This is a genomic window from Tessaracoccus lapidicaptus (assembly GCF_001693815.1).
Taxonomy (GTDB): Bacteria; Actinomycetota; Actinomycetes; order Propionibacteriales; family Propionibacteriaceae; genus Arachnia; species Arachnia lapidicapta.
Window position 1 is genome coordinate 59,157 of the sequence record NZ_MBQD01000025.1, and the last position, 16,988, is coordinate 76,144.

General features: G+C 72.1%; 15 protein-coding genes. 14 read left to right on the forward strand and 1 reads right to left on the reverse strand.

Annotated elements, in window-relative coordinates; genetic code table 11:
* Nucleotide 1: 1 nt before the first annotated feature.
* The gene (locus tag BCR15_RS12050; RefSeq protein ID WP_068752464.1) at nt 2-967 is read right to left on the reverse strand and encodes an AAA family ATPase; all 966 of its coding nucleotides are present in this window, start codon (nt 965-967) and stop codon (nt 2-4) included.
* 169 nt (nt 968-1,136) lie between these two features.
* On the opposite strand from BCR15_RS12050, the gene mraZ reads away from it, so the two are divergent.
* From mraZ to BCR15_RS12120, 14 genes are all read left to right on the forward strand, one after another.
* Nucleotides 1,137-1,568, forward strand: a complete 432-nt coding sequence (mraZ, locus tag BCR15_RS12055) for a division/cell wall cluster transcriptional repressor MraZ (protein WP_068752465.1) — start codon at nt 1,137-1,139, stop codon at nt 1,566-1,568.
* 126 nt (nt 1,569-1,694) lie between these two features.
* Nucleotides 1,695-2,657 carry a 16S rRNA (cytosine(1402)-N(4))-methyltransferase RsmH gene (gene rsmH / locus BCR15_RS12060; protein WP_068752466.1) on the forward strand — a complete coding sequence of 321 codons (963 nt, stop codon included), beginning with the start codon at nt 1,695-1,697 and terminating at the stop codon, nt 2,655-2,657.
* Nucleotides 2,654-3,160: a cell division protein FtsL gene (gene ftsL, locus BCR15_RS12065; protein ID WP_141680129.1), complete on the forward strand. Its 507-nt coding sequence runs from the start codon at nt 2,654-2,656 to the stop codon at nt 3,158-3,160. Before rsmH ends, ftsL begins: the two co-directional genes overlap by 4 nt.
* Nucleotides 3,161-3,415: 255 nt before the next feature.
* Complete coding sequence (locus BCR15_RS12070; protein WP_068752583.1) at nt 3,416-5,173, forward strand: peptidoglycan D,D-transpeptidase FtsI family protein; 1,758 nt, start codon at nt 3,416-3,418, stop codon at nt 5,171-5,173.
* Nucleotides 5,173-6,729, forward strand: coding sequence for a UDP-N-acetylmuramoyl-L-alanyl-D-glutamate--2,6-diaminopimelate ligase (locus tag BCR15_RS12075; RefSeq protein ID WP_068752468.1), 1,557 nt, complete (start codon nt 5,173-5,175; stop codon nt 6,727-6,729). The genes BCR15_RS12070 and BCR15_RS12075 overlap by 1 nt, the downstream gene beginning before the upstream one ends.
* Nucleotides 6,707-8,143: a UDP-N-acetylmuramoyl-tripeptide--D-alanyl-D-alanine ligase gene (locus tag BCR15_RS12080; protein WP_068752469.1), complete on the forward strand. Its 1,437-nt coding sequence runs from the start codon at nt 6,707-6,709 to the stop codon at nt 8,141-8,143. Before BCR15_RS12075 ends, BCR15_RS12080 begins: the two co-directional genes overlap by 23 nt.
* Complete coding sequence (gene mraY / locus BCR15_RS12085) at nt 8,140-9,210, forward strand: phospho-N-acetylmuramoyl-pentapeptide-transferase (RefSeq protein ID WP_068752470.1); 1,071 nt, start codon at nt 8,140-8,142, stop codon at nt 9,208-9,210. The genes BCR15_RS12080 and mraY overlap by 4 nt, the downstream gene beginning before the upstream one ends.
* Nucleotides 9,192-10,658 carry a UDP-N-acetylmuramoyl-L-alanine--D-glutamate ligase gene (murD, locus tag BCR15_RS12090; protein ID WP_068752471.1) on the forward strand — a complete coding sequence of 489 codons (1,467 nt, stop codon included), beginning with the start codon at nt 9,192-9,194 and terminating at the stop codon, nt 10,656-10,658. Before mraY ends, murD begins: the two co-directional genes overlap by 19 nt.
* 9 nt (nt 10,659-10,667) lie before the next feature.
* Nucleotides 10,668-11,903 carry a putative lipid II flippase FtsW gene (gene ftsW, locus BCR15_RS12095; RefSeq protein WP_068752472.1) on the forward strand — a complete coding sequence of 412 codons (1,236 nt, stop codon included), beginning with the start codon at nt 10,668-10,670 and terminating at the stop codon, nt 11,901-11,903.
* Nucleotides 11,904-13,001, forward strand: a complete 1,098-nt coding sequence (gene murG, locus BCR15_RS12100; RefSeq protein WP_068752473.1) for an undecaprenyldiphospho-muramoylpentapeptide beta-N-acetylglucosaminyltransferase — start codon at nt 11,904-11,906, stop codon at nt 12,999-13,001.
* Nucleotides 12,998-14,446 carry a UDP-N-acetylmuramate--L-alanine ligase gene (gene murC, locus BCR15_RS12105; protein ID WP_068752584.1) on the forward strand — a complete coding sequence of 483 codons (1,449 nt, stop codon included), beginning with the start codon at nt 12,998-13,000 and terminating at the stop codon, nt 14,444-14,446. The genes murG and murC overlap by 4 nt, the downstream gene beginning before the upstream one ends.
* The gene (locus BCR15_RS12110) at nt 14,443-15,168 is read left to right on the forward strand and encodes a cell division protein FtsQ/DivIB (RefSeq protein ID WP_068752474.1); all 726 of its coding nucleotides are present in this window, start codon (nt 14,443-14,445) and stop codon (nt 15,166-15,168) included. Before murC ends, BCR15_RS12110 begins: the two co-directional genes overlap by 4 nt.
* Before the next feature lie 99 nt (nt 15,169-15,267).
* Nucleotides 15,268-16,428 (forward strand): cell division protein FtsZ, encoded by a 1,161-nt coding sequence (ftsZ, locus tag BCR15_RS12115; RefSeq protein ID WP_068752475.1) that lies wholly within the window; start codon nt 15,268-15,270, stop codon nt 16,426-16,428.
* 79 nt (nt 16,429-16,507) lie between these two features.
* The gene (locus tag BCR15_RS12120; protein ID WP_385897598.1) at nt 16,508-16,984 is read left to right on the forward strand and encodes a cell division protein SepF; all 477 of its coding nucleotides are present in this window, start codon (nt 16,508-16,510) and stop codon (nt 16,982-16,984) included.
* Nucleotides 16,985-16,988 lie beyond the last annotated feature (4 nt).

Genomic DNA, 16,988 nt, shown 5'->3' on the forward strand with positions numbered 1-16,988 from the left:
GTCAGCCCCGGTTCGGGGCCTGCGTGGCCTCGACGATGGCGCGCACGATGGTCTCGGGGTCCCGGCGGGAGACCTGGGCCTCGACCGTCGGCAGCACGCGGTGGGCGAGCACCTCGACGGCGAGCGCGCGGACGTCCTCCGGGATGACGTAGTCGCGCCCGGCGAGCGCAGCCTCCACCCGGGCCGCGCGCATGAGGTGCAGCGAGGCGCGGGGGCTGGCACCCAGCCGGAGGTCCGGGTGGCGCCGCGTGCCCTCGACGATCGCGACGATGTAGTCGTTGATGACGGGGGCCACGTACACGGCGCGGATGGCCCGCGCGGCGGCGGCGACGGCGGCGGCGTCGGTCACGGGCTGGACGGTGGAGAGCTGGTCCCCGCCGGCGTGGTGCTCGAGCATGGCCACCTCGGCCTGGCGCGCCGGGTACCCCATGGTGATGCGCGCCATGAAGCGGTCGCGCTGCGCCTCGGGGAGGGGATAGGTGCCCTCCATCTCGATGGGGTTCTGCGTGGCGATGACCATGAACGGCTCCGCGAGCCGGTAGGTGTGCCCGTCGGCGGACACCTGGCCCTCCGCCATGGCCTCGAGCAGCGCCGACTGCGTCTTGGGGGAGGCGCGGTTGATCTCGTCGCCCAGCACGATGTGCGCGAAGATGCCGCCCGGTTTGAACTCGAACTCCCGGGTCGACTGGTTGAACACCGACACGCCCGTCACGTCGCTGGGCAGCAGGTCCGGCGTGAACTGGATGCGCTTGACGTCACCGGAGATGGCGCGCCCCAGCGACTTCGCGAGCACGGTCTTGCCGACGCCGGGGACGTCCTCGATCAGGAGATGCCCCTCGGCCAGCAACACGGTGACCACGGTGCGGATCTGCCGGTCCTTGCCCTCGATGACGCGGGCCATCTCGGCCGCGATCCGGCCGGCGAGCTGGGACACCTCGGTCAGCGAGGGGATGGCGGTCTGATTCACCGGGACTCCTTGGGTGGCGTGCGCCGAGACGGCTCTCCCAGCGTAGACGCGGGCGCAACGGGGGAGTCAACACGCCACAAAGTGGTGCCCTGGTGGAGGGAAGTGGGGTACTGTGGGGCGCGGTGGAGCGTAGTGGAGGGAAAGTGGAGCGAGAGGGGGTGCCTGGTCGATGTTTCTGGGGACATACACGCCGAAGCTGGACGAGAAGGGGCGCCTCATCCTGCCCGCGAAGTTCCGCAACGCCCTCGAGGACGGACTCGTCATCACCCGCGCACAGGAGCGGGCGCTGGCGGTCTACCCCAAGGACACCTTCGAGGCCCTCATGGCGGACGCGATGAAGGCCCCGAGCACCGTGAAGCAGGTCCGCGATTACCAGCGCATGATGACCGCGGGCGCCAGCTTCGAGATTCCGGACCGGCAGGGGCGGGTGACCATTCCCCAGATCCTGCGCGACTACGCCGGCCTGGACCGCGACGTCGTGGTGATCGGTGCGCTGAACCGCGCCGAGATCTGGGACGCCGAGACATGGCACACCTACTCGGCGGAGAGCGAGGAGCGCTTCGCCGGGATGGACGACGAACTCACCGCCTTCCAGGGGTGAGACGGCTCACCCGGTGGTTCCCGGCCGGCGGCCCTGACTTCACTTCCCCGATGTCAGGTCCACTCCGGAAGGGAACCTCCGGGTGAGGCGGACACAGCAACAGCTAAGAGGGTCGAGACACACACGATGCAGGGCTTCGCCGACGTTCACGAACCGGTCATGCGTGACCGCATCGTGGAACTGCTGCGCCCGGCGCTCCAGCGCCCGGGCGCGGTCTACGTCGACGGCACCCTCGGGCTGGCCGGCCACGCCGCCGCGATCCTCACCGCCTGCCCCGAGGCCAGGCTGATCGGCATCGACCGAGACCCCGACGCGCACGCCGTCGCCCGCGAACGGCTGGGCGACCTCGCCGAGCGCGCGACCCTCGTCCAGGCGGTCTACGACGAGCTCCCCGACGTCCTCGACGACCTCGGCATCCGCCGCGTCCACGGCATCCTCCTCGACCTCGGCCTGTCGTCGCTGCAGATCGACCGCGCCGAGCGGGGCTTCGCCTACCGCGTCGACGCACCCCTCGACATGCGCATGAATCCGACGGAGGGCGCCACCGCCGCCGACGTGCTCAACACCTACCCCGTCGGCGAGCTGGCCAGGATCCTCAAGTGGTACGGCGAGGAGCGGTTCGCCGACCGCATCGCGCGGGCCGTCGTCGCCGAGCGCGCCCGGCAGCCCTTCGACCGGTCGGCACGCTTGGTCGAGGTCATCTCCGCCGCGATCCCCGCGGCCGCGCGCCACACCGGGGGGCACCCCGCCAAGCGGACGTTCCAGGCCCTGCGGATCGAGGTCAACCGCGAACTGGCCGCCCTCGAGGGAGTGCTGCCGGCGGCCGTCGACGCGCTCGCCCTGGGTGGCCGCATCGCCGTCCTCAGCTACCACTCGCTGGAGGACCGGCTCGTCAAGCGCACGTTCGCGGCGCGGGCCACCGACCGCGCCCCGCGCGACCTCCCCGTCGTCCCCGACGAGCTCAAGGCCGAACTGACCCTGCTGACCCGCGGCGCCGAGCGCCCCACCCCCGACGAGATCGCCCACAACCCCCGGGCCGCGTCCGCGCGGCTCCGGGCAGCCGAACGCACGAAGGAGGCCGCAGCATGAGTGCACAACCGGTGACCGCCGACGCCCCGACCGCCCCCCGGCTGAGCGTCGTGCGCCCTCAGCCGACGACGGTGTCGGTCATGGGGTTCGTCGGCATCGTCGCCCTGCTCGTGGCGGCCGGCCTGGCGCTGGTCATGATCGTCACCACGCAGGTGGGCGCCCAGTCGAAGGAACTGGCGTCGCTGCGGCGGGAGTCCACCGAACTCGGCTACACGGCCGCCGCGCTGACCTCGCAGCTCCAGAAGGTGTCCAGCGCCAACGCCCTGGCGCTGCGCGCGTCCCAGCTCGGCATGGTCCCCAACCCCTACCCGGCGTTCATCCACCTCGCCGACGGCACGGTGACCGGCGTGCCGACCGCGGTGACCGGCGACGAGCTGCCGTTCCTGCGCGGCCGCCGCACCGAGGCGCCCCCTCCGGCAGCCCCGGTGCCGCCCCGCGCGCAGCCGGCCCCGGCTGGGCAGTCCGCCGACGACCTCGTGGCCGCCGGGTCGACGGGGGACTGAGCCGTGGAGAAACGACCCAGATCCGGCCGCGCCACCAACGGCACCACCGGCGCCTCCGGGTCGCCGCGGCCGCGCGCCTCCGGCACGAACGGCCGTCCCGCGCCATCCACCCGGCGCGCGTCGACGCCGCGCCCCGCCGCCCGGCCCGCCGCGTCACGGTCCCGCGCCGCCGCCCCGGGCACCCCCCGGCCCCGCCGCTACCGCAAGACGCTGCGGCTGCCGGTCGGGCGGGCCACCGTCCGCATCCGCGTGTTCATGCTGAGCCTGGCGCTGCTGCTGTCGGTGGCGGTCGTGCGCGCCGTGCAGCTGCAGGGCATCGACTCGCAGGCCTTCGCGGCGGAGGCCGCCGCCAAGATGCAGTCGACCCGCGACCTGCCCGCCACCCGTGGGTCGATCACCGACCGCAACGGCGTGGTCATGGCCGCGACCGAGCCGGCGATGATCGTCTCCATCGACCCCGACATGATCCGCACCAACGGGGCCGACAAGCGCTACCCGATGAGCGATAAGAAGCAGGAGGAGGCGGCGGCCGCCCCCGACGCCGTCGCCGAGATCCTCGTCAAGCATCTCGGTGGCCGGAAGTCGACCTACCTGGACCTGATCGACACGCCGGACTCGCGCTACGAGGTCGTCGAGCGCAAGGTGCCCGCGGCGGTCTACACCGCGATCAAGGACGACATGGCGCTCGGCTTCGGCGGCGACGGCAGGCGGCCCTGGTACGGCGTGTTCGGCGACCCGGACCCCATCCGCGTCTACCCGAACCGCTCCGTCGCCTCCAGCGTCGTCGGCTTCGTCAACCACGAGGGCAAGGGCGCCGCGGGCCTCGAGTACGCGCTGGACGCCGAGCTCGACGGCACCCCGGGCAGCATGGTCTACGACTGGTCCACCTACGGCCGCATCCCCCTCGGCACCAACATCATGACGCCGGCGGTCGACGGCGCGTCGTACCAGCTCACGCTGGACTCGGACCTGACCTGGATGGCCGAGCAGATTCTGGCCGAGCACGTGAAGCGCGCCGGCGCCGCCACCGGCAAGGCCGTCGTCATGAACGTCAAGACCGGTGAGATCCTCGCCCTGGCCAACTCGCCGGGCTTCGACTCGGCCAACCCGTCGGCCACCGACGCCGAGGACCGGGGCAACCGCGTCGTCACCGAGGCCTACGAGCCCGGGTCGGTGGAGAAGGTCCTCACCATGGCGGCCCTCGCGGACCAGGGGCTCGTGAGCCCGACGACCAAGGTGATCGTCCCGCCGCGCATCGCGTCCGGCGCCGGCTACGTCCGCGACTCCTTCGACCACGGCACCATCAACCTCACCGCCAGCGGCGTCGTGGCGCAGTCGTCGAACATCGGCACCATCATGCTGACCCGCCAGATGGACAAGGCGCTGCTCGCCGAGTACCTCGGCGACTTCGGCCTGGGTGCCAAGTCCGGCGTCGGCCTGCCCGGCGAGACCACCGGCAGCATTCCGGGCGCCGACATGGCCGACTACACCCGCGACCAGGTGTCCTTCGGTCAGGGCCTCTCGGTCAACGCGATCCAGATGGCCGCCGCCATCAACACCGTCGCCAACGGCGGTACCTACGTGCAGCCGACCATCATCAAGTCCGCGACGACCGCCGACGGCACCGCCATCGAGCTGCCGACCCCCGCGACGCGACGCGTGGTCTCCGAAGAGGCGGCCGACGCCACCCTCACGATGATGGAGGCCGTCATCGGCCTCAACGAGTCGCGCGCCATCCCCGGCTACCGCACCGCCGGCAAGTCGGGCACCGCCCAGCGCTACGACCCCACGTGCAAGTGCTACAACGGCTTCACCGCCTCCTTCGTCGGCGTCGCGCCGGCCGAGGACCCGCAGATCCTCGTCTACGTCGTCCTCGACCAGCCGACCAACGGCAACCTCGGCAGCCGGCTCGCGCTACCGGCCGTCAACGAGATCCTCTCCCTGGCTCTGCCCCGCTACAACGTGGCCCCGTCGACGACGCCCGCGCCGGAAACCCCGCTAACGTTCGACTGATGGACAGCACGCTTCGCCCACCCGACCCGCCGCCCGCCCTCCTGGCGGCGCTGCTCGAGGGACTGGACGTGGCCGGGGACCCAGCGTCGGTCGCCATCACCGGCGTGACGCTGGACTCGCGGGCCGTGCGCCCGGGTTGGCTGTACGTGGCGCTGCCGGGCACCTCGACGCACGGCGCCGCCTTCGTGCCGCAGGCCGTGGCCGCGGGCGCGGCGGCCGTCCTCACCGACGCAGCCACGGCGCCCTCGCTCACCGACGCCGCCGTGCCCGTCCTGGCGGCGGCAGATGCCCGCCACGCGGCCGCCGTCGTCGCCGCCCGCTGCTTCGGCGAACCGGCCCGCGACCTCACGATGCTCGGCGTGACGGGCACCAACGGCAAGACCACGACGGTGGCGCTCCTGCAGGCCGGGCTGCAGGCTGCCGGACGCCTGACCGGAACCATCGGCACGATCGGGTTCCGCCTCGGCGACGAGGAGCTGCGCTCCGCCCGCACCACGGTGACCACGCCCGAGTCGCCGGACCTCCAGGCGCTGCTGGCCGTCATGCGGGACCGGGGCGCCGACGCGGTCGCGCTCGAGGTGAGCTCGCACGCGCTCGCGCTCGCCCGCGTCGACGGGATCGAGTTCGACGTCGTCGGTTTCCTCAACCTCGGCCGCGACCACCTGGACTTCCACGCCGACCTCGACGACTACTTCGAGGCCAAGGCCCGGCTGTTCGAGCCGGGCCGTTCCACGGCCGCCGTCGTCTGGACCGACGACCCGAAGGGCCGGGAGATCGCCGGCCGGGTCGCGGACCATGGCGCGAGCCGGCTCATCACCGTGGGCACCTCGGCGGACGCCCGGTACGTGCTGACCGGCTACGAGCCGGTCGCGCCCCTCGGTGGCCGCGCCACGCTGCTGCGCGACGGCGAGGCCCTCGAGCTGGAGCTGACGCTGCCCGGCGAGTACAACATGATCGACGCCGCGGTGGCCTTCGCCATGCTCGAGGCCGTCGGCGTCCCGGCCGGCGAGGCCCTCGCCGGGCTGCGCACCGCGCAGGTGCCGGGCCGGATGCAGCGGGTCGACCTCGGCCCGGGCGCGCCGCTGGTGGTGGTCGACTTCGCCCACACCCCGCAGGCGGTGGGGGCGGCGGTCGCCTCCCTGGCCGGGCTCGGCCGCGTCGTGACCGTACTTGGCTGCGGCGGCGACCGTGATCCGGACAAGCGCCCCGAGATGGGTGCCGCCGCCGCGCGCGGCAGCGACCTCACCGTCATCACCGACGACAACCCGCGAACCGAGGACCCCGCCCGCATCCGGGCGCAGACGCTGGCCGGCGCCGAGGCGGCGCTCAGGCCCGGCGCTGAGGTCGTCGAAGTCGCGGGACGGCGCGCCGCGATCGAGACGGCGCTGCGTGGCGCGGGGCCGGATAGCGTGGTGGCCATCCTCGGCAAGGGGCACGAACGCGGCCAGATCCTGGCCGACCGCATTGTGGACTTCGACGACGTGGAGGAGGCGACGCTGGCCTGGCGGCGCCTCAGTGAGGAAGGAGCGTCCCATGCGGCCGCGCAGCATCTCTGACCTGGTCGACCTCATGGCGCCCGGCGCCGTCGAACTCGTCGGCGACCCGGACCCCGTGGTGGGCCCCGACGTCGTCATCGACAACCGGCGCGCCACGCCCGGCAGCCTCTTCGTCGCCATCCCCGGCGAGCGGGTCGACGGCCACGCCTTCGCCCCTGCGGCCGTCGCGGCCGGCGCCGCCGGCGTGCTCGGCATGGCGCTCACCGACGCCGACGTCCCGCACCTGCTGGCCGAGGACTCCGTCACGGCGCTCAGCTGGCTGGCCCGCGGCCTCGTCCGCGAGGCCCGCGCCCGCGGCATGGTGAGCATCGGCGTCACCGGCAGCTCCGGCAAGACGAGCACCAAGGACCTCATGGCCCAGGTGTTCGAGGCGGCCGGCCCGACCGTGGCCCCCGTCGGCTCGCAGAACAACGAGGTCGGGGTCCCGCTCACCGCCTGCCGGATCGACGACGACACGGCCTACCTGGTCTCCGAGATGGGCGCGCGCGGCATCGGACACATCGCCTGGCTCACCTCGCTCGTCGGCCTGGACGTCGGCGTGTGCCTCAACGTCGGCCACGCCCACGTCGGGGAGTTCGGCGGCGTGGAGGCCACGGCCCGCGCGAAGTCGGAGATCGTGCGCGACCTGGCCGAGGACGGCTGGGCCGTCCTCAACGCCGACGACCCGGCGGTCGCGGGCATGCGGTCGGCCACCCGCGCCCGCATCGCCTGGTTCGGCGAGGGCGACCTGCCCGACGGCGACCTGCGGGTCACCGCCCGCGACGTGCGGCTCAACGCGCTCAGCCAGGCCTCGTTCGACCTCGTGGTCCTCGACCCCGACGGCGAGCGCAGCGCCCCGGTCAGCCTCGCCGTGATCGGCCGGCATCAGGTGTCCAACTCGCTGGCGGCGGCGACCGCCGCGCTGGCGGCCGGGCTCGAGCTCGACCTCATCGCGGACGCCCTGTCGTCGGCGTCGCCCCGCTCCGACTGGCGCATGGAACTGCACCGGCGCCCCGACGGCGTCCTCATCCTGAACGACGCCTACAACGCCAACCCGGACTCCATGGCGGTCGCGCTGACCACGGCGGTGGAGCTGGTGCAGGGCACCCGCGCCGAGCACCCAGGCGCCCGCGTCGTCGCCGTCCTCGGGGACATGCTCGAGCTCGGCCCGCTGGCGGCGGGCCTGCACGAGGAGCTCGGCCGGCGAGCCGCCGACGCCGGCGTGGCCGAGGTCGTCGCCGTGGGCGATCTGGCCGGCCACATCGTCGCCGGTGCGGCCGCCGAGGGGGTGCCCGCGCGCGTCGCGGCTCGTGCGGACGTCGCCGCGTCCCTTAGCCTTGGCCCCGGCGACGTCGTCCTCATCAAGGGGTCGCGCGGCGTCGGACTCGAAACGGTGGCGGCCGACCTGGCCGGCGGAGACGGAGGCGCGAAGTGATCAACATCCTCACCGCGGGGTCGTTGTCCCTCCTCTTCGCCATGGTGGGCACGCCCTGGCTGATCAAGTTCCTCACCCGCCGCCAGTACGGCCAGTTCATCCGCGACGACGGCCCCGCGGCGCACCACGTCAAGCGCGGCACCCCCACCATGGGCGGCCTCGTCATCATCGGCTCCGCAGTGCTGGCCTACACCGTGTCGCACCTCATCCGATGGCAGGCCCCCAGCCTGTCGGGCGTGCTGCTGATCGGTCTGGCCGTCGGCATGGGCTTCCTCGGCTTCCTCGACGACTGGGCCAAGATCTCCAAGGAGCGCTCGCTGGGGCTCACGCCCCGGGGCAAACTCATCGGCCAGTTCCTCGTGGGCGGGCTGTTCGCGTTCCTCGCGCTCAACTTCCCCGACGAGCGCGGCCTGACCCCCGCGTCCCCGGCGATCTCGTTCCTGCGTGACATCCCGTGGCTGACGCTGCCGCTGCTCCTCGCGGTGCCGTTCATCATCTTCCTCATCTCGGCGTGGTCGAACGCCGTCAACCTCACCGACGGGCTCGACGGCCTGGCCGCCGGCAGCGCCACGCTGGTGTTCGCCGCCTACACGGTGGTCAACATCTGGCAGTTCAACCAGTGGTGCGCCCGCGCCTCGACGGCCGGGCCGCGCTGTTACGAGGTCCGCGACCCCCACGACCTGGCGGTGATCGCCATCGCGTTCGCCGGCGCCTGCTTCGGCTTCCTGTGGTGGAACGCCAAGCCGGCCAAGATCTTCATGGGCGACACCGGCTCGATGGCCATCGGCGCGGCCCTCGCCGGCCTGTCGATGATGACCCGCACCGAGCTGCTGCTGGTCATCCTCGGCCTGCTGTTCGTCATCGAGGTCGGCTCCGTCGCCCTGCAGGTGTCCTACTTCAAGGCCACCAAGGGCAAGCGCATCTTCAAGATGTCGCCCATCCACCACCACTTCGAACTGCTCGGGTGGGACGAGGTCACCGTCGTGATCCGCTTCTGGATCATCGGCGGCCTCTGCGTGGCGCTGGGCATCGGGATCTTCTACGCCGAATGGGTGGTGGGACAGTGACCAAGGACTGGATGCGCGACGCGAACCGGCTGTCGGACTGGCCGTCGGCCAACGTCGTCGTCGCGGGGCTCGGCGTGTCCGGGTTCGCGGCCGCGGACGGACTCATGTCGCTGGGCGCCAACGTCACGGTGCTCGACGAGTCGGAGGCGCACGCCGACAAGGCGACGCTGCTGCGCCACCTCGACGTCACCGTCGTCCTCGGCACGGGCGCCACCGCCCAGCTGCCGCCCGGCACCGACCTCGTCGTCACGTCCCCGGGCTGGCGGCCCACCGCGCCGCTGCTGCGCCAGGCCGCCGCCGCCGGGATCCCCGTGTGGGGGGAGACCGAGCTGGCGTGGCGCATGATGCAGCCCGACCGGGTCATCCCGTGGCTGGGCGTCACCGGCACCAACGGCAAGACCACCACCACGCAGATGCTGGAGTCGATCCTCATCGCCGACGGCCGCCGCGCCGCCGCCGTCGGCAACATCGGCCGCCCGATCATCGAGGCCATCCTCGACGACACGCAGTACGACGTGTTCGCCGTCGAGCTGTCCAGCTTCCAGCTGCACTGGATGAACAACGTCAACCTCCACTCGGCCGTCGTCCTCAACGTCCACCCCGACCACCTCGAGTGGTACGGCGGCGAGGACCCCATGCAGGGCTACATCGCCGACAAGACGAAGATCTACCAGGGCGTCACCCACAGCTGCGTCTACAACGTGGCCGAGCCGGTCACCGAGCGGATGGTGGAGGAGGCCGACGTCGTGGAGGGCGCCCGCGCCATCGGCTTCACGCTGGGCACGCCCGCCGTCTCGATGCTCGGCATCGTCGACGACCTCATCGTCGACCGCGCGTTCGTCGAACAGCGCCGCGACTCCGCCCTGGAGCTGGCCAAGGTGGCCGACGTGCAGCCCTACGCGCCGCACAACGTCGCCAACGCGCTGGCCGCTGCCGCCCTCGCGCGCAGCTACGGGGTGCGGGCCACCTCGGTGTCCGAGGGTCTCAAGCGGCTGCAGCTGGCCGGGCACCGGATCCAGCAGGTCGCCGAGGACGGGGGAGTGCGCTTCGTCGACGACTCCAAGGCCACCAACCCGCACGCCGCGAACTCCGCCATGCAGGCGTACTCCTCGTTCGTGTGGATCGCGGGCGGCCAGGCCAAGGGCACCACGTTCGACGACCTCATCGAGCGGCACCGCGGGAAGATGCGCGGCGCCGTCGTCATGGGCGTGGACCGGCAGGTCATCGCCGAGGCGCTGGCCCGACACGCGCCCGATGTCCCGGTGCGCGTGTTCGACAGCACCGAGACTGAGGTCATGGACGAGGTGGTCGCCGTGGCGGCCGGCATGGCCCGGCCGGGCGACGTGGTGCTGCTCTCCCCGGGCTGCGCCAGCCTCGACATGTTCGACAGCTACTCGGCCAGAGGCGACCGGTTCGCCGAGGCGGTGCAGCGCTACCTCGCGGGATAGGAGTGGTTGATGGCGTCCGACGCAGCGTCCCCGGCGCGCCCGATCAGCTTGTGGTCCCAGGTCCGCGCCCTCGCGGCCTCCCCGATGGCGCCGTTCTACTTCATCGTCGCCAGTGTCGCGGCCCTGGTCGGCGTGGGCAGCCTCATGGTGCTGTCCGCGTCGTCGGTCATCGCGCAGGCCGAGGAGGGGGACCCGTACTACTACACGATCCGGCAGCTGCAGTTCCTGGGCATCGGACTGCTCAGCGCGTTCGTGCTCATGCGCATCAAGCCTGACGTCCTGCGGCGCATGGGCTGGTTGGTGTGGGCGCTGGCCGTCACTCTGCTCATCGCCGTCCTGACTCCGCTGGGCGTCGTCATCAACGGCAACCGCAACTGGCTCGTCATCGGCGGCTTCCAGTTCCAGCCGTCCGAGTTCGCGAAGCTGGCGCTCATCGTGTGGTGCGGCGCCCTGTTCCACATCAAGCGTTCCCGGCTCCATGAGCCGATCCAGATCGCGATCCCCTTCGTGCCCCTCGGCGGACTGATCCTGGCGCTCGTGCTGGCCGGCAAGGACCTCGGCACCGGCCTCATCATCGGCCTCATCATGGTGCTGGTGCTGTTCTTCGTCGGCACGTCGATGCGCATCCTCGCACCCCTGGGCGCCGCGGCGCTCGGGCTGGTCATCCTGCTGGTGTACGGCTCCGGCAACCGCATGAGCCGCATCCAGATCTTCCTCGACCCGTCGTCGAACAGCGACCTGTCGTCCCAGCCGATGGCCGCCCTGTACGCGCTCGCCTCCGGCGGGTGGTGGGGCCTGGGGCTCGGGGCCTCCAAGCAGAAGTGGGGCGGCCTCAAGACCGGCGCCCACACCGACTACATCTTCGCGGTCATCGGCGAGGAGCTCGGCCTCTTCGGGGTGCTGCTCATCATCGCGCTGTTCGCCCTGCTCGGCTGGGCGGGGCTGGAGACGGCCATGCGCGCCGACACGATGTTCAACCGGGTCGTCGCGGCCGGCATCACCGGGTGGTTCCTCGTCCAGGCCGTCATCAACATCTTCGTGGTCCTGCACCTGCTGCCGGTCCTCGGCGTCCCGCTGCCGTTCGTCTCCTACGGCGGCTCGGCGCTGCTGGCGAGCCTCATGGCCGCCGGCGTCCTGCTCGCCATCGCCCGCGACACCCCCGAGGCGCGCGCGCACCTCGCCGCCCGACGACGAACCGGCCGCCCACGCATGACCAGCGTCATGGCAGCCACCAAGGAGGACTGAATGGTCAGCATCGTCATGGCCGGCGGGGGCACCGCCGGCCACACGTCGCCGCTCATCGCCACCGCGAAGGCCATCCAGGAGCGCCGGCCCGGCGCCGGCATCGTCTGCATCGGCACCGCCAAGGGCCTCGAGACCCGCGTCATCCCGGAGGCGGGCCTGCCCCTGCAGCTCATCGAGCCGGTGCCGCTGCCGCGGACGATCAACCTCGACCTGATCAAGTTGCCGTACACGCTGACGCGCTCCGTGCGGCAGGCGTCGCGGATTCTCCGCGAGGCGCGGGCCGACGTGCTGGTCGGCTTCGGCGGGTACGTCTCCATCCCCGCCTACCTGGCGGCGCGGCTGCGCGGCGTGCCGGTGGTCGTGCACGAGGCCAACAAGCTGCCGGGCATCGCCAACCGGATCGGGGCGCGGTTCGCGGCCTTCGTCGGCACCACGTTCGGTGAGACGACCATGCCCGGCGCCCGGCTGGTCGGCATGCCGATGCGGCGGTCCATCACGCACCCGAGCGTCGAGGCGGCCGAGGCCCGCGCGTCGTTCGGGCTCGACGCGGACCGCCCGACCCTGCTGGTCAGCGGCGGCTCCCAGGGGGCGCGCAGCATCAACCTCGCCGTCGAGGCCGCCCGTGACGAGATCCTCGCCGCCGGCATCCAGATCCTCCACGTGCTGGGCCCGAAGAACTTCACCGACGCGCACGTCGCGCACCGCGGCCCCTCCGGAGCGGAGTACCGCCCCGTCGAGTTCGTGACCGACATGGCGGTGGCGTACGCCGCGGCCGACCTCATGGTGGGCCGCGCGGGCGCCGGCACCGTCATGGAGACCGCCGTCAGCGGCGTGCCCGTCATCTTCGTGCCCCTGCCGTACGGCAACGGCGAGCAGGCCCGCAACGCCGCCGAGCTGGTGGCCGCGGGGGCCGGGTTCCTGGTCGACGACGCCGATCTGACCCCCGCTAGACTGTCGACGCTGGTGCTGGACACGTTCGGGGACCCCGAGCGGCTCGCCACCATGTCTGCCACGTGCCGGGGCATCTACCCGTCCGACGCCGCCGAGACTCTCGCCGACGCCGTCCTCGCCGTGGCCGAGACCCGAAAGGTGAACTGATGCTCCTCAACCCGATCGAGGTTGTGCCCGCCGAGCAGGTCGGCCCCGTCCACTTCATCGCCGCCGGCGGCTCCGGCATGAGCGGCGTCGCGCGGCTGTACGCCGCCCTCGGGATCAAGACGTCCGGCTCGGACCGCTCGGACTCCACCGCCCTGCGCAACCTCGAGCGCGACGGCGTCACCACCTACGTCGGCCACGACGCGTCGCAGCTCGGCGACGCCCGCACCGTCGTCATCTCGTCGGCCATCCGCGCCGACAACGTCGAACTGGTCGAGGCCCGGCGCCGCGGGCTGCGGATCTGGCACCGCTCGGCCGCGCTCGCCGCCCTCATGCAGGGCAAGCGCGGCGTGTCGATCGCCGGCACGCACGGCAAGAGCACCACCACCGCCATGACCGCCGTCATGCTGAGCGAGGCCGGCCGCGACCCGAACTACGTCATCGGCGCGCCGCTGTCGACGACGGGCACGAGCTCCGCCGTCGGGGCGGGGGAGGCGTTCATCGTCGAGGCCGACGAGTCGGACGCGTCGTTCCTGCAGTACCCCACCGAGATCGCCGTCATCACCAACGTCGAGGCCGACCACTTGATCAACTGGGTCACGCCCGAGGCGTATGCCGACGGCTTCCGCGCCTTCGCGACCCGGCCGCTGGTGCGCCACGTCGTCATCAACGTCGACGACGCCGGCTCCCGGCAGCTGGCCGACGAACTGGTCGGCGAGGCCAAGCACATCATCCGCTACGGCGAGGCCGAGGACGCGGATGTGCGCATCACCGACGTGGAGGCGCACGGCAACGGCGTCGCCGCGACCATCACCTACGGCGAGGACTCGGGCCGCATCGTGTTGCAGGTGCCCGGCAACCACAACCTGGCCAACGCCTCGGCCGCGTACGCCGTCGGCCGCGTCCTGGGGCTCTCGCACCAGGAGGCGGTGGAGGCCCTCGGCCGCTTCGAGGGGACCCTGCGCCGGTTCCAGCTGATCACCGACACCGCCGGCATCCGCGTCTACGACGACTATGCCCACCACCCCACCGAGATCCGCGCCGCCCTCACCGCGGCCCGCCGCGCCACTGCCGCCGGCAACGAGGCCACCGGGCTGCACGGCCGGCTCATCGCCTGCTTCCAGCCGCACCTCTACAGCCGCACCGTCGACTTCTCCGACGAGTTCGGCGAGGTGATGACGCTGGCCGACATCGCGGTGATCAACGATGTCGACGGCGCCCGCGAGGACCCGGTGCCCGGCGTCACGGGGCAGCTGGTCGTCGACGCCGCCATCCGCCACGGCGCGGCCGAGGTGCACTACGTGCCCGAGAAGTACGACCTGCCGGCCGCGCTCAACGAGATCGCCCGCCCCGGCGACCTCGTCATCACGCTGGGCTGCGGCGACGTGACCATCGTGGGCCCGCTGCTGGCCGATCTGCTGAAGCAGCGCCCCGACGCCGCGTCGTGACCGAACCGCTCCCGCCCGGCGCCTTCGCGAAGGCGCTGCAGTCGAAGCGCGACTCGGAGCGCCGCCGCCGCTGGATCCTGCGCGGATCGCTGGCGGGCGTGGCGCTGCTCACTGCGCTCGGCGTGTGGCTGGCGTACTTCTCCCCGGCCTTCGAGACCCGCGAGGTTGTCGTTGAGGGCACGGCCCTGCTGACGTCCGAGCAGGTGACGGCGGCGGCCGCCGTCGAGACCGGGGTGCCGATGGCGCGCCTCGACGCCGACGCCGTGGCCCAGCGGGTGGCCGATCTGCCGGCCGTCCGCGAGGCCACCGTCGAGCGTGAGCTTCCCGGAACGGTGCGCATCATCGTGGAGGAGCGGACGGTCGCGTTCCAGCGCAAGCGGGAGGGCCAGTGGCAGTGGGTGGATGCCGACGGCGTCGTGTTCCGCTCCGTCGCCGACCCCGAGCCCGGCGTGCTGCAGGTCACGACGTCGAGCGACGACGCCCGCCTGCTGCGCGACGTCGCGACGGTGGCCCGGCACCTGCCCGAGGAGTTGCGGCCGGAGACCGTGCGCATGACGGCCGAGGCCGTGGACCGGATCACGGTCAGCCTGGAGGGCGACCGGATGATCGTGTGGGGGAGTGCGGAGGAGTCGGCTCTGAAGTCGGAGGTCGTGTCCGCGCTGATGTCGGTGGAGGCCGAGGTCTACGACGTCTCCGCCCCCCGCCACCCGACGACGGAGTGATGCACCTCAGGTAACCCTGAAGTAGCACTTGAGGTGATTCCGGATCGATTCGGACGCGCCGTTGGACGGTGGCCGCGGCGCTCCCATAACCTTCGGACCATGGCAAGCGCATCTCAGAACTACCTCGCGGTGATCAAGGTCGTCGGTGTCGGCGGCGGCGGCGTCAACGCCGTCAACCGCATGATCGAGGCGGGGCTCCGCGGCGTCGAGTTCATCGCCGTCAACACTGATGCGCAGGCCCTGCTCATGAGCGACGCGGATGTCAAGCTCGATATCGGCCGCGAACTCACCCGCGGCCTCGGCGCCGGCGCCGACCCGTCGAAGGGCCGTCAGGCCGCCGAGGACCACGCCGACGAGATCGAGGAGGCGCTCAAGGGCGCCGACATGGTGTTCGTCACCGCAGGCGAGGGCGGCGGCACCGGCACCGGCGGCGCGCCCATCGTCGCGAAGATCGCCCGCTCGCTCGGCGCGCTGACCATCGGCGTCGTGACGCGCCCGTTCTCGTTCGAGGGGCGCCGCCGCTCCACGCAGGCCGAGACCGGCATCGAGCAGCTGCGCGAAGAGGTCGACACCCTCATCGTCATCCCCAACGACAAGCTGCTGCAGATGACCGACCACCAGGTCGCCATCCTCGACGCGTTCAAGCAAGCCGACCAGGTCCTCATGCAGGGCGTGTCCGGCATCACGGACCTCATCACCACCCCTGGTCTCATCAACCTCGACTTCGCCGACGTCAAGTCGATCATGAGCCAGGCCGGCTCCGCCCTCATGGGCATCGGCTCGGCCCGCGGCGAGGACCGTGCCCGCGCCGCCGCGGAGATGGCCATCTCGTCGCCGCTGCTCGAGGCGAGCATCGACGGCGCCCACGGCGTCCTGCTCTCGATCGCCGGCGGCTCTGACCTCGGCCTGTTCGAGGTGTCCGCCGCCGCGCAGCTGATCGAGGAGGCCGCGCACGACGAGGCCAACATCATCTTCGGCACCGTCATCGACGACGCCCTGGGCGACGAGGTGCGCGTCACCGTCATCGCGGCGGGGTTCGACGGCGGCCAGCCGCAGCGCCGTCAGGCCCGGCCGGCCGAGCAGCGCCCCGCGCAGCCGTCGCGGCCCACCGCCCAGCCCACGTTCGCCCCGTCGCAGCCCGCGGCCCCGCAGGCGGCGGCGATGCCCGGCCAGCGCCCGGCGCCGCAGCAGCCGGTGCAGCACAGCGCCCCCGCCGTCGACGACGACGACGATCTGGACGTCCCCGACTTCATGAAGTGATCGTCGCCACACGGTGCGTCGCCGTCGTCGCGCGGCGCGCGGGGCGCTAGCCTCGACTCAGCACTATCAAGGAGGCAACGTGGGCGTTCGGAAGCTTGCTGCGTGGATGGGTCTCGTCGAGGACGGTCGCTACCGCGATGACGAGCACCAGGACGTCGACGACCTCACCGACGACTTCGAGGTGTATGAGGAGCGCGAGGAGATGAACCCGGTGGCCCCCCTGCCGACCCGTCGGCCGACGCCCGTCACGCCCCTGCCGCAGAAGGAGGTGGCGGACCTCAGCCGGATCATCAGCGTGCGGCCGCGCTCCTACAACGAGGCCCGGGTCATCGGGGAGAACTTCCGCGACGGCATCCCGGTGATCATGAACCTGTCGGACATGGAGGACGGCGAGGACAAGCGGCTCGTGGACTTCGCCGCCGGCCTCATCTTCGGCCTCAAGGGCAACATCGAGCGCGTCTCCAGCAAGGTGTTCCTCCTGTGCCCGCAGAACCTCGTCGTCGGGCCGGAGGACAAGGAACGCATCGCGTCCGGCGGCTTCTTCAACCAGAGCTGAGCCC

Bases quoted from the DNA above. Each gene is read 5' to 3' on its own strand.
- mraZ (WP_068752465.1), top strand. From the start codon at position 1,137: ATGTTTCTGGGGACATACACGCCGAAGCTGGACGAGAAGGGGCGCCTC.
- rsmH (WP_068752466.1), top strand. From the start codon at position 1,695: ATGCAGGGCTTCGCCGACGTTCACGAACCGGTCATGCGTGACCGCATC.
- ftsL (WP_141680129.1), top strand. From the start codon at position 2,654: ATGAGTGCACAACCGGTGACCGCCGACGCCCCGACCGCCCCCCGGCTG.
- BCR15_RS12070 (WP_068752583.1), top strand. From the start codon at position 3,416: ATGCTGAGCCTGGCGCTGCTGCTGTCGGTGGCGGTCGTGCGCGCCGTG.
- BCR15_RS12075 (WP_068752468.1), top strand. From the start codon at position 5,173: ATGGACAGCACGCTTCGCCCACCCGACCCGCCGCCCGCCCTCCTGGCG.
- BCR15_RS12080 (WP_068752469.1), top strand. From the start codon at position 6,707: ATGCGGCCGCGCAGCATCTCTGACCTGGTCGACCTCATGGCGCCCGGC.
- murD (WP_068752471.1), top strand. From the start codon at position 9,192: ATGGGTGGTGGGACAGTGACCAAGGACTGGATGCGCGACGCGAACCGG.
- ftsW (WP_068752472.1), top strand. From the start codon at position 10,668: ATGGCGTCCGACGCAGCGTCCCCGGCGCGCCCGATCAGCTTGTGGTCC.
- murG (WP_068752473.1), top strand. From the start codon at position 11,904: ATGGTCAGCATCGTCATGGCCGGCGGGGGCACCGCCGGCCACACGTCG.
- ftsZ (WP_068752475.1), top strand. From the start codon at position 15,268: ATGGCAAGCGCATCTCAGAACTACCTCGCGGTGATCAAGGTCGTCGGT.